Raw genomic sequence first — 12,749 nt, 5'->3', positions numbered from 1 at the left:
TTATCGCACCGCTGCGCGAATATCGGCTTCTTCGAGAAGATCGTCCAGCGTCTTGGCGATGCGGGCGAAAATCTCGTCCATCTCGGCGTCCGACGCGCACAATGCCGGGGCAAGGCCAATGATATTGTCGGCAAAGGCGCGGAAGATGACGCCATTGTCATAGGCTTTGGCGAACAGCCGGTCGGCCAGTTTCAGCGACGGGTCGAACCGCGTCTTGCCGCCCTTGTCGCTCACCAGTTCGATCGCGCCCAGCAGGCCGCGTCCACGCGTATCGCCCACCATCGGATGATCGGCCAGCCGCGCCAGCCCCGCGTCGAACCGGGCGGCGACCTTCTGCCCGTTCGCCAATATGCCGCCCTCGGTATAGAGGCGCAGCACCTCCAGCCCCACGGCCGCGCTGACGGGATGACCCGAATAGGTGGCGCCATGGCCAATCGCGATCTCCGGCGCGGCGCCATTGGCGATGCCCTGATACACCTTGTCGGACATTAGCACCGCGCCCATCGGAATGTAACCGGCGGTCAGCCCCTTGGCGAGCGTCATCAGGTCGGGCGACACATCCTCCGCTTCGCAGGCGAACATCGGTCCGGTCCGGCCGAACCCGGTGATGACCTCATCGGTGACGAACAATATGTCCAGATGCGTGCAGGTTTCGCGCATCGCCTTCAGCCAGCCGATCGGCGGCACGATGACCCCGCCCGACCCCTGGATCGGTTCGCAGAAGAAAGCGGCGACCTTGTCCGCGCCCAGCGCCGCAACCTTGTCCTTCAATTCCTGCACCGACCGGGCGATGATCGCAGCGTCATCCCCCTCCAGATCGCTGCGATAGGGATAGGGCGACGCTATATGATGCTGCCAGCGCAGCGGCAGGTCGAACCCGCGATGGAAATTGGCCAGCGCGGTCAGCCCCGCGCCGGTGCTGCTCGATCCATGATAGCCGCGCTCCAGCGCAATGAACTGCTTCTTCTCCGGCTTACCGATCGCGTTATAATAATGGGTGATGTACCGGATCGCGCTGTCCACCGCATCCGATCCGCCCAACGTGAAATAGACATGGTCCAGCCCCTCGGGGCTCAGGTCCACCAGCTTCTGGGCCAGCCGCACCGTCGGCTCGCTGCCGAAATGGAAATAGCCCGTCGCATAGGGCAGGCGGCGCATCTGTTCGGCCGCGACTTCGGCAATACTGTCCTGCCCATAACCGACATTCACGCACCACAGGCCGGCAAAGCCGTCCAGCAGATCCTTGCCGTCCATATCCTTCAGCCACATGCCCTTGCCGCTTTCCAGCATCAGCGCGCCATGCGCTTCATGCCCGCGAAAGGAGGTGACGGGATGGATCAGGTGATCGCGATCAATGTCCAGCAGGGAACGGTTGGATTGCAGCGTCATCAGCAGGCTCGCCATAGTGGGTCTTGGGGTTCAGCCTAACCTTATGCCGCAGAGCGAAAGCCCGATATGGGGCGAATGGCGACTGTCGCCGCACTTAATCGCGAACCGTCGCAGCATAATCTGCCGCTGTCCTACAGGATAGGGATCGTGTGAAAAATAGCGAAAGGGCCGGCCCTTCGGACCGACCCTTTTTCTTGCCTCGCGCGCTTTCCGATAGGATCAGGACAATGGAATAAAATGTCTGATTCGGCGGGAAATATGCGAAGTTAAGCCCGCGAATTCCTATTTTACGCCAGCGCGTCTGCAATCGCCTTGCCGCATTCTTCGGTACTGGCCTTGCCCTTGAGGTCGCCCGTGCGCAGGCCCGGTTCCGCCAGCACCGTTTCGACCGCCCGCATGATCGCGGCGGCAGCAACATTCTCGCCCAGATGCTCCAGCATCATCGCCGCCGACCAGATTTGCCCGACCGGATTGGCGATGCCCTTGCCGGCAATGTCGGGGGCGGAACCATGGACCGGCTCGAACAGCGACGGCGCGGTGCGATCCGGGTTGATGTTGCCCGACGGCGCGACCCCGATCGTCCCGGTGCAGGCCGGGCCAAGGTCGGAAAGAATGTCGCCGAACAGGTTGGACGCGACCACCACGTCGAACCGGTCGGGGTTCAGCACGAACTGCGCCGTCAAAATGTCGATATGATATTTGTCATGGGTGACGGTCGGATAATGTTTCGCCATCTCCTCCACCCGTTCGTCCCACCAGGGCATGGTGATGGCGATGCCGTTGGACTTGGTGGCGGATGTGACATGTTTGCGGTTCCGCGTCGCCGCCAGCTCGAAGGCATAGCGCAGCACCCGGTCGGTGCCATGGCGCGTCATCACCGTTTCCTGAATGACGACTTCCCGATCCGTGCCGGGGAACATCTTTCCGCCGACCGAGCTATATTCGCCCTCGGTATTCTCGCGCACCACCCAGAAATCAATGTCGCCCGGCTCGCGCCCGGCCAGCGGACAGGGGACGCCGGGCATCAGGCGGACGGGGCGCAGATTGACATATTGATCATATTCGCGCCGGAACTGGAGCAGCGATCCCCAAAGAGAGACATGATCGGGCACCGTATCGGGCCAGCCGACCGCGCCAAAGAAGATCGCATCGGGATTCCCGATCTGCGCCTTCCAGTCGTCGGGCATCATCTGGCCATGTTTGGCATAATAGTCGCAGCAGGCGAAATCCTGCCACTTCTGCTCGATGCTGAACCCGTACAGGCTCGCCGCGCGTTCCAGCACGCGAATGCCTTCGAGCATGACTTCCTTGCCGATCCCGTCGCCGGGAATGACGGAGATCGAATAGTTGCGGGCCATAAAAACCTCCCGTTCGGGCTGAGCCTGTCGAAGCCCTGTTCTTTCTTGAAGTGGAATACGGCCCTTCGACAGGCTCAGGGCGAACGGAAATGGGGGAGGGGACGGATATTAGAGTTTCAGCCCCGCAATATGGAACGCCTTGGTTTCCAGATATTCCTCGATGCCTGCATGCGCGCCTTCGCGGCCCAGGCCCGACATCTTGACCCCGCCAAACGGCGCGACCTCCATGGCGATCGCCCCGCTGTTGAGCGCCACCATGCCCGCTTCCAGCCGCTCCGCCACGCGGAAGGCGCGGTGCAGATTTTCGGTGTAGAAATAGGCGGCCAGTCCATAGCTGGTGGCGTTGGCCAGCTCGATCCCCTCCTCCTCATGGGTGAAGCGGAACAGCGGGGCGACCGGCCCGAATGTCTCTTCCTCCGCCAGCCGCATGTCCCGCGTCGCCCCGGTCAACACCACCGGCCGCGCGAACCGCTCGCCGGTCGCCCCATCCGGCGCCTGCGCAAAGAGCGTCGCGCCATGGGCCAGCGCATCCTCGACATGGGCCTTCACCTTGTCGGCGGCGGCGGCATTGATCAGCGGGCCGATCGTGCTGCCCGGCATGTCGCCCGGCGCAACCTTCAGCGCCGATACCGCCTTGGCCAGCTTTTCGGCAAACTGATCATAGACGCCATCCTGCACCAGAATGCGATTGGCGCAGACGCAGGTTTGCCCCGCATTACGGAATTTGCTGACCATCGCACTCGCGACGGCAATGTCGACATCGGCGTCGTCGAACACGATCAGCGGCGCATTGCCGCCCAGTTCCAGACTCAGCCTTTTGATCGTTGCGGCGCTTTGCTCCATCAGCAGCGCGCCGATCCGCGTCGATCCGGTAAAGGATAATTTGCGCACCACCGGGCTGCCTGTCAGCGCGCCGCCAATGGCTGCCGGCATGCCGGTAACGACATTGAACACACCCGCCGGAACGCCGGCTTCATCTGCCAGCTTCGCCAGGGCCAGCGCCGTAAAAGGCGTCAGTTCAGATGGCTTGATCACTACAGGGCATCCGGCCGCCAGCGCGGGCGCGCATTTGCGGGTGATCATCGCCGCTGGGAAATTCCAGGGCGTGATCGCCGCCGACACGCCGACCGGCTCTTTCATGATCAGGATGCGGCGATTGGCCTCCGGCGCCGGCACCATGCCGCCGTCGACCCGCCGGGCTTCCTCGGCGAACCATTTGATGAAGCTCGCTGCATAGCGGATTTCACCCTCGGCCTCGGCGATCGGCTTGCCCTGCTCAGCGGTCATGATCCGGCCCAGATCGACGACATTGGCCAGCACCAGTGCGTGCCAGCGCTCCAGCACCGCTGCCCGATCAGCCGCAGTGCGGGCTTTCCACGCCGGGAAGGCCGCTTCGGCAGCAGCAATGGCGGCCTGCGTCTCCGCCTCGCCGCAATCGGGCACGGTGCCGATGATCGCGCCGGTTGCGGGATTGTCGACCGGCACCGTCGCGCCGGAAGCAGCCCCGATCCACGCACCGCCGACAAAGGCGTTCTGAATGAAAAGGGCGGGATTGTTGAGAGAGAAAGTCATCCAAGGGCCTGCGTCGTAAGGGAGAAGGTGGTTATCGAATGATCGAGCGCCGGCAAGGGTCCGCGCACCATCCGCATGACCCGGCCGACACAGGGCAGGCCCAGTTCGTCGAGCCATGCCGCCAGCCCGCTTTCTTCGGGCACGTCGAGCCGACAGAAGATGCCCGCATTCGACCCCAGCCAGTGCGAGATCAACGCCTTTGCGCCGCCCGTATCGGGCGCAATCGTCGGCCCGACGACATAGCCGCGACCAAAGCGTCGGAACAGCGCAAAGCCGACCGGCTCATTGCTGCGCGTCAGCACCACGCCCTGCGCGCCCGGCACTAGTGCTTCCAGCAATGCGTCGCGATCCATGCCGCTCGCTCGCCGGGCGAGGTCGCAAAGCGTGGGCATATCCTTGGCTCCCAGTGGGCGCACGCGCTCATCGGGGATCAACTCCGCCATCGGGACAGCAAAGGCCGCGCCCTGATGCTGGAAGACGGGGCCAATCGGTTCAAAGCCTAACTTGCGATAGAGAGGCGCGCCCTCGTCGGTCGCGTTCAACAACACCGTGCGATCGCCCAGATCGCTCAGCACCGCCTCCATCAGCCGGCGGCCGATGCCCATGCCCTGCGCGCGGGGCGACACGATCACCATGCCCAGCGTGGCGGCATCCGCGCCATAGAGCCAGGCCATGGCCGTGCCGACCACTTCTCCGTCGCGCTGCGCGACATAGCCAAAGCCCAGGCCCAGCAATATTTCCCAATCCTCGATACGGTGCGGCCATTTCTGCTCGCTCGAAAGATCGTGGGCGGCGGCCAGATCCTGCGCGGTCATGCGCCGCAGGTCCACCATCGCCTCTATGCCTGTCGCCATGCGTCTTGCTCCTTGGCGGGAAAGGACGCCCGCCTGTCTGACATTTGGAATCGGTGATCGGACATTAGGAGGCCGTATCAAGCATTGGCTGCTGCCTTCGCCCTGATTTTGGAAGATTATCGCGCACATTTTTACGTGCAACTACAACAAATGCCGCAACGCACCCTTATTTTGCCGATATGTCCGTACGAAGGAGATTATGTCGTGACAGGTTTTGACCCCGATCAGATCAGCCTGCCAAAGGCGAATAATTTCATCGGCGGGCGCCGGGTGGAAGGGCGCGGATCGGCGATTATCGTGCGTCGCCCGTCCGATGGTCGGGTGCAGGCCGAACTGGACAGTGTCGATGCGGACCAGTTGGCGGAGGCGGTCGAGGATGGGCAGGCGGCCTATAAGAAGAGTGGCTGGGCGCAGACGGATCCACGCGGCCGAATGAAGATACTGCGACATTGGGCGGACCTGATCGAGGCGGATGCGGCAAAGCTGGCGCCACTCGAAGCGCTGGGATCGACCCGCACGATCAATGAAATCAACGCATGGGATTTGAGCTACACCGCTGAAACGATCCGCTTCTTCGCCGAATGGGCGGACAAATTTGGCGGCGAAGTCGCGGCCACGACGCCTGACAAGCTTGGCCTGACCATCGCCGAACCCTATGGCGTCGTCGCAGCGATCGCGCCGTGGAACCTGCCTTTGGTCATGGCCGGGTGGAAGATCGCGCCGGCCATTGCGGCTGGTAATTGCGTGGTCCTCAAGCCGTCCGAAATGACGCCCTTCTCCATCGTGCGCCTTGCCGAACTCGCGATCGAGGCCGGGCTGCCCGCCGGCGTCTTCAACATCGTGCAGGGCGATGGCCGATCGGTCGGCGATCCACTGGTGCGCCGTCCGGAGGTTGCGAAAGTGACATTCACCGGATCGACCGCCACCGGCGCTGCGATCATGACCGCCTGCGCCCAGACCGGACCCAAGCCGGTGACGCTCGAACTGGGCGGCAAAAGCCCGCAGATCGTCTTTGCCGATGCAACTGTCGACAAGGCCGCGGCGCTCGTCGCTCGCGCCATTACGCTCAATGCCGGGCAGGTTTGCGTTGCGGGATCGCGCCTGCTGGTGCAGGACAAGGTTGCCGATCAGGTGATCGACCGCATCCTGACCGCCTTCACCGCGCACCGCGCTGGCCCGACCTGGGCGACCGATACGACCCTTGGGCCGATCATTTCCGAAGGCCAGCTTGACCGGATCGACGGTATCGTCAAGCGGGCCATCACCGCCGGAGCCGAGGTGCTGGCGGGCGGCGGCCGGGCCACTGCGCCGCAGGAGGGCAGCTATTTCGCGCCGACCCTGCTCACCAATGTCGCCCAGAAGAGCGAAGCTGTGCAGGGTGAAATCTTCGGTCCGGTCCTCACCGTTCAGACCTTCACGGACGAAGACGAAGCCTATGCCCTCGCCAATGACAGCGCCTATGGCCTTGCCGCGGGCGTGCATACCGGTGATCTGAACCGCGCCTTGCGCGCCACCCGTTCGCTGGAGGCCGGCACGGTCTGGGTCAATCGCTATGGTCGCAGCAATGACTTCATCCTGCCGACCGGCGGCTACAAGCAATCGGGCATCGGGAAGGATCTGGGCCGCGAAGCCTATATGGCCAATCTCAAGACCAAGACCGCGCTCATCGAATTCTGACATTGGCGATGCAAGGCTTTGGCGATCATGCCAAGTCTTGCATCGGTCATGCGCATCTTTGAGTTGGACCGTTCGGGCCGCTTCTCCCTATTCAGCATCTCAAGCACCGGCGAATGTTGATCACGCCGAGGAGAGGAGATGCACGGATATGAGCCATTTTAGCCCCACGGATCTCGCCCGCCAACTGGGCCAGGGGCTGCTGTCCTTCCCCGTCACCCATTTCGATGCGCAAGGCGCATTTTTGGAAGGCCCCTATCGCGAGCATTGTGGGTGGATGCTGGAACGGGAACTAACCGGCCTGTTCGCGGCGGGCGGCACGGGCGAGTTTTTCTCGCTAACCCCGACCGAAGTCGCACAGGTCGTTGCGGCTGCGGTTGCCGAAACCAATGGCCGCATCCCCGTCATTTCCGGCTGCGGCTATGGCACGGCCATCGCCACCGGCATTGCCCGCGACGCGGAAAAGGCCGGCGCAGATGGCCTGCTGCTGCTCCCACCCTATCTGATGCATGCCAAGCAGGAAGGGCTGGCCGATCATATCGAGGCCGTTTGTCGCGCCACGGGTCTGGGCGTTATCGTCTATAATCGCGATAATGCCATCATCAACGACGAAACCCTTGCCCGCTTGTGCGATCGCAACCCCAACCTGATCGGGTTCAAGGACGGGGTTGGCGATATTGAACTGATGACGCGCATCTATGCCCGGATGGGCGATCGCCTGACCTATATTGGTGGCCTGCCCACGGCCGAAACCTTCGCCACGCCCTATCTGACCATGGGCGTCACCACCTACAGCTCGGCGATCTTCAACTTCATGCCGGAATGGGCGCTGGCCTTCTACAAGGCGGTTCGCGCTGGCGACCAGGTCTATGTGATGGATCAACTGCGCAGTTTCGTGCTGCCCTATATCGCCCTTCGGGACAAGGGGCGCGGCTATGCGGTGTCGATCGTCAAGGCGGGCATGCGCGTGATCGGTCGCGATGCCGGCCCGGTGCGCTCGCCCCTGACCGACCTGTCGGCCGCCGAAGAAGCGGAACTGCGTGCGCTCATCGAACGCGCGACAGCGTGACACGGTGGCGGAGCGCGGATAGTCTGGCATGATGTTCGAACTCAGCCAGCTCCGCTGCTTCGTCGCCGCTGCCGAAGAATTGCATTTCGGCCGCGCCGCCCAGCGGCTCAACATGACCCAGTCTCCGCTCAGTCGGCAAATCCAGCTGCTGGAACGAATATTGGACGTGCAATTGCTGGAACGCACCAGCCGGCAGGTCAGCCTGACCCCGGCTGGCAGCGTCTTCCTGATCGAGGCGCGCCGGATCGTACGGCTGGCCGACAGCGCGGCCCTGTCGGCGCGGCGCGTGGCAAAGGGGGATGCCGGGCGGGTGGCGATCGGCTTTACCGCCGTGTCGGGCTATAATGTCGTGCCGCGCATCGTAGCGCAAGCCCGCGCCGTGCTGCCCAATATCGAACTGGAACTGCGCGAAATGGTGTCGGGCGATCAGGTCGACGCCTTACTCACGGGCCTTGTCGACATTGGCTTCGTGCGTCCGCCGGTCAACCGCCATGAATTTGACAGCGCTTGCGTGCTACACGAACCGCTGTTTGTCGCCCTGCCGCCGGGCGATCCGCGCAAGTCGCTCGCTGGGCTCAGTCCCGCCGATTTCGACGGGCAGCCGCTGGTCATGTATTCTCGGCAGGGCGCGGCCTATTTTCACAATATGCTGGAGCATCTGTTCAACGAAGCCGAGGCTGCGCCGCTCTACGTCCAGCATGTGACGCAGATCCATTCGATGCTTGGCTTGGTCCATGCCGGTGTCGCGCCCGCGATCGTACCCGAAAGCGCGACCGGCCTGCATATGAGCGACGTCCATTTTCGACGCCTGATGACGCCGCAGGAAAAGCCGGTCGAACTGCACATGGCCTGGCGGCGTGACAACGCCAATCCGGCCCTGCCCGCCATGCGCCAGCTTTGTACGGAAATGACCGGATGAACGACATCGCCCGCCGCACCCTGATCGCCGGCATGGCGGCCGCGCCCGTCGCCGCATCGGGGCGGGGGCTGAGGGCCAGTCCGGTCGCGACGACCCGCCATGGCCGGGTGCGCGGCGCGATTGAGAGAGACGTGCTGGTCTTTCGCGGCGTGCGCTATGGCGCGGACACGCGCTTCACCCGCTTTCGTCGGGCGGTAGCGCCCGCAGCCTGGGATGGGATCGCAGACGCTACCCGTTACGCTGCCGCCGCGCCGCAGACCCGGGCAGAGGAAGCGACGTCCGAAGACTGCCTGTTCCTCAATGTCTGGACGCCGGCGCTGGACGCGGGGAAGCGGCCGGTCATGGTCTATCTGCATGGTGGGGCACATGCTCATGGGTCGGGTAGCGATCTGCTTTACGACGGCGGCAATCTGGTGCGGCGTGGTGATGTGGTGGTAGTGACGCTGAACCATCGTCTGGCCGGCATGGGCTATGCCTATCTGGCGCAACTGGGTGGACCGGCGGAATCGGGCAATGCCGGCAATCTCGACATCATTCTGGCGCTCCAGTGGGTGCGGGACAATATTGCGGGCTTCGGCGGCGATCCCGGTCGGGTGATGATCTTCGGCCAGTCGGGCGGCGGGGCGAAGGTCGTGACCCTGATGGCGATGCCGGAAGCGCGCACCCTGTTCCATGCCGCCGCGACGATGAGTGGGCAGCATGTCACCGCCGCCGGGCCGATGCATGCGACCGCGCGGGCGCGGGCGTGGATGGCGCAGGCGGGCGCGGCCGATGTGGGCGCTCTGATGCAGCTTCCGATCGAACGGCTGGTCGAGGCGATGGCCATGACCGATCCGCTGGAGGGCAAGGGCGAGATCAGCTTTACCTCCACGCTCGATCATGGCGTGCTGGCGCGTCATCCCTTTTTCCCTGATGCGCCGGTTGAGGCGGGGCACATTCCCCTGATCATCGGCAATACGCATGACGAAACCGCGCTGTGGATCGAAAAGACGCTGCGTGCTGGCAACACGACCTGGGATAATCTGCCCCAGCGGCTGGCGAAGGAGATGACGAAGGATCTGGCGCCCGATCATGTCATTGCCCGCTATCGCCAGCTCTATCCCGATCGCAGTCCGGGCCAGATTTTGCTGGCGGCGTCGACGGCGGGGCGGTCCTGGCCGGGGCATCTGATCCAGGCGGAGGAACGCGCGCGGATTGGTGCGCCGACATGGATGTATCAGCTCGACTTTCCCTGTCCCGAAGCGGGTGGCTTGCTTGGCGCGTTCCATACGCTCGACATTCCGTTGGTGTTCGACAACGTCGACGCAGCCGGCGCACGCACCGGATCAGGCCCCGAAGCCCGTCGGCTGGCCGGGCAGATGGCGGATGCCTTCATTGCCCTTGCCCGCACCGGCGATCCCAATCATCGCGGCATCCCGGCCTGGCCGCATTTCAACCTCAACGACCGGCCGACGATGATCTTCGACCGGGCTGTGCGCATCGATCATGATCCGCGACGGGAGGAGCGGCTGCTCTTTGCCGTCGCCCCCTATATCAAGCCGGGCGGATAGTCATTTCGGCATGCCGCTGAGGCCACTCGCCTGCCGCAGGGCTGCGCCGTCGAGCCGATAGCCGTCGAGGAAGACGCTATGGACATGGCGCAGGTTGCGCAGATCCCGCGACACATCGCCATCGACCAGAATGATGTTCGCCGTCTTGCCCGGGGCGATCGATCCGGCGCGGTCATCCATGCCGGTCATTCGCGCGGGGATGATGGTCGCGGTCTGGAGCGCCTGCGCATTGGTCAGCCCGGCCTGCTGATACAGTTCCAGTTCGCGCACCAGTTCCAGTCCGTAGCCATCGGTTCCCGCGACGATGCGGACGCCGGCCTGATGCAGCCGGCCGACGACATCGACCATCTTGGCAAAGCTCTTGCGATAATCGTCGCGGGTCAGGCCATCGACGAGCGGGTAGCCGCCAATCTTCCACCCGCGCACGATGGCCGGCGGCGCGACATCGGCAAAGGGCGAATATTCGGGTGACAGAGCCGTGCCATCCGACGTCATCAGCGGCTCCCACACGGTCAATGTGGGATCGATGATCGTCTTGCGCTGCGCCAGTTCGGCATAGAAGGCCTTCATCGTCGGGGAATCAAGATCGATGTCCTTGCCATATTTTGCCGGCCCCTCCAGCCGGGCGGCGGTATTCGCCTTGTCCACCACATCCTGCGGCATCGCCTGCATCAGGATGAAGTTGATATGCGTCACCTCATCATAGCCCGCGCGCACCGCGTCGAGCGGGCGCATGCCGGCCGGGACATGGCCATGGACATGCAGGCCCAGCTTGTGCGCCTCGGCTGCGCCGGGGGCGATCCAGTCGGGCGTCATTGACGTGTAGAATTTGACGCCCCACAGGCCGGCCGCCTTGATCTTGTCGACCGCCGCGACGGTTTCGGCGGCGGAAGAGACGGTGAGCGCGCCCTGTGCGGCGAGCGGGTCTTTCCGGTCGATGATGACCGACACCTTGCCGTCCGGCGCCAGCAGATCGCCGGCGGCGCGGCGCTTGGCGATGCTGAGCGCTTCATCGATCATCGAACCGGGGCTGCGATAATTGGTCATGCCCGTGGCCACATTCTGGAGCAGATTCCAGTCGTCGCCGACATGCTGGTGCGCATCCCACAGGCCCGGGGTCAGCGTCTTGCCCCGCCCGTCGATCAGGGTCGCGCCGGCCGGCGCCTTGATCGATCCGCCCGCACCGACCGCCGCGACCTTGCCATCGGCGATCAGCACCGCGCGATCGGGCAGATATTGGCCGTCGACGGAATCGAACAGCAGCACATGGTCGATCAGCGTCGGGGTGCGATTGGCGGGGCTGAGGAAGCGGTGGGCAACGTCGCGCACCATGGCGGCGGTCGCCTGATCCTGAATCTCCTTGAGCCGCGGGCCGTTCTTTTCATAGCCGGCTGGCAGCAGCGAAATGACGCCGGCATTGCCGAAGAAGCGATCATTCTGATCCAGCCAGACGGGAGAGGGCGAGAAGCCATAACCCTGAATGAAGGCCAGCTTGACGGTCTGAGCGCCCTGCGGCCCGTCAATCTGCACCGACTGACCTATGCGGATGCTGGCATGGCCGGTGGGGAGCAGGTCAACGCCCTTGTCGCCAGCTGCCACCAGCGCCTCAACATCCTTCTCGCCCGCAAGGAAGGGACCGCCATAGCTGTTATAGCGCTTGCCTGCGAAGGGCGCCGATCCCTGATCGACGACTGTCTTCCAGGTGGCGATGCCATTGGCGTCGACCGAGAAATCCTCTGCTGCATCGCCCTGATCGGTGAAGCCGCGAATGGTAATGCCGACGGGCCGTCCATCCGTTCCCAGCTTCATCACCTCGTCGGTTTCGGTAACCCAGCCGCGCAGCGACATCGACATGCGATAGGCGATCCGCCCATCGGCCAGCGTCCAGGACCAGATGTCGCCATGATTGCCGGCGGTCGAACTGATCGTATAATGGCGCGCGCCCGCAGGCGGCGTCATTAACTGTTCCTTGGGGGTGGGGGCGGCCGATGCCATGGACGTGGCGGCAAGCAACGACGCGAAGATCATGGAACGCATGGCACTCTCCCAAGGGTGACAGGCGCAGACTGGCAAGGTGATGGCTCCGGTGCAATGCCTTTCGTGTCGGGCCATGGGTCGTCCTGCGTACGATGCGACAGCCGAAGTTCACACCGTTGCAGGGCCTCTTGTGCCGGTTTTTTACCCAAAGCGTCAGTGAGGCGACACCAACGCGACAGCGAGACGACACCGGAGCGACATATGCGCGCCATTGATGCGACAGTCAGGCGACAAGGATGCATCACTGGCAATGGCTGCGTTATGATGGGGGCGATGGCAGCAAAGGGATCGGGCAGTGTCATCAGGCAAGGTAGATCGACAAAAATC

The 12,749-nt window shown here is 63.7% G+C and carries 9 protein-coding genes; 4 read left to right on the top strand and 5 right to left on the bottom strand.

All coding sequences use genetic code 11. The features are described from left to right. The 4 genes from ACFOKF_RS20715 to ACFOKF_RS20700 all read right to left on the bottom strand — a co-directional run bounded on the left by ACFOKF_RS20715 (nt 1) and on the right by ACFOKF_RS20700 (nt 5,173). Nucleotides 1-1,404 carry an aspartate aminotransferase family protein gene (locus ACFOKF_RS20715; protein ID WP_380798406.1) on the bottom strand — a complete coding sequence of 468 codons (1,404 nt, stop codon included), beginning with the start codon at nt 1,402-1,404 and terminating at the stop codon, nt 1-3. 272 nt (nt 1,405-1,676) lie between these two features. Continuing rightward, nucleotides 1,677-2,747 (bottom strand): tartrate dehydrogenase, encoded by a 1,071-nt coding sequence (locus ACFOKF_RS20710; RefSeq protein ID WP_380798405.1) that lies wholly within the window; start codon nt 2,745-2,747, stop codon nt 1,677-1,679. Between the two features lie 108 nt (nt 2,748-2,855). Further along, nucleotides 2,856-4,319 (bottom strand): NAD-dependent succinate-semialdehyde dehydrogenase, encoded by a 1,464-nt coding sequence (locus tag ACFOKF_RS20705; RefSeq protein WP_380798403.1) that lies wholly within the window; start codon nt 4,317-4,319, stop codon nt 2,856-2,858. Continuing rightward, nucleotides 4,316-5,173 (bottom strand): GNAT family N-acetyltransferase, encoded by an 858-nt coding sequence (locus ACFOKF_RS20700; RefSeq protein WP_380798402.1) that lies wholly within the window; start codon nt 5,171-5,173, stop codon nt 4,316-4,318. The genes ACFOKF_RS20705 and ACFOKF_RS20700 overlap by 4 nt, the downstream gene beginning before the upstream one ends. A 204-nt stretch (nt 5,174-5,377) precedes the next feature. Between ACFOKF_RS20700 and ACFOKF_RS20695 the strand changes: the two genes are divergently transcribed. The 4 genes from ACFOKF_RS20695 (at nt 5,378) to ACFOKF_RS20680 (ending at nt 10,385) form a co-directional block, all read left to right on the top strand. Continuing rightward, the gene (locus tag ACFOKF_RS20695) at nt 5,378-6,850 is read left to right on the top strand and encodes an aldehyde dehydrogenase family protein (protein WP_380798401.1); all 1,473 of its coding nucleotides are present in this window, start codon (nt 5,378-5,380) and stop codon (nt 6,848-6,850) included. Nucleotides 6,851-6,998: 148 nt separating this feature from the next. Further along, nucleotides 6,999-7,916: a 5-dehydro-4-deoxyglucarate dehydratase gene (gene kdgD, locus ACFOKF_RS20690; protein ID WP_380798399.1), complete on the top strand. Its 918-nt coding sequence runs from the start codon at nt 6,999-7,001 to the stop codon at nt 7,914-7,916. Between the two features lie 28 nt (nt 7,917-7,944). Then, the gene (locus ACFOKF_RS20685) at nt 7,945-8,835 is read left to right on the top strand and encodes a LysR family transcriptional regulator (RefSeq protein ID WP_380798397.1); all 891 of its coding nucleotides are present in this window, start codon (nt 7,945-7,947) and stop codon (nt 8,833-8,835) included. Next, a complete protein-coding gene (locus tag ACFOKF_RS20680; protein WP_380798396.1) occupies nt 8,832-10,385 on the top strand; it encodes a carboxylesterase/lipase family protein in 1,554 nt (517 codons plus the stop codon). The genes ACFOKF_RS20685 and ACFOKF_RS20680 overlap by 4 nt, the downstream gene beginning before the upstream one ends. Here the strand turns inward: ACFOKF_RS20680 and ACFOKF_RS20675 are convergent, their stop codons facing one another. Beyond that, nucleotides 10,386-12,422 (bottom strand): amidohydrolase family protein, encoded by a 2,037-nt coding sequence (locus tag ACFOKF_RS20675; RefSeq protein WP_380798394.1) that lies wholly within the window; start codon nt 12,420-12,422, stop codon nt 10,386-10,388. Between the last annotated feature and the right edge of the window lie 327 nt (nt 12,423-12,749).

The sequence above is a fragment of the Sphingobium rhizovicinum genome, assembly GCF_042647625.1.
In the GTDB taxonomy this organism is placed as follows: Bacteria; Pseudomonadota; Alphaproteobacteria; order Sphingomonadales; family Sphingomonadaceae; genus Sphingobium; species Sphingobium rhizovicinum.
The sequence above is the reverse complement of the archived record's forward strand: the minus strand, read 5'-3'. Positions and strand labels throughout refer to the sequence as shown.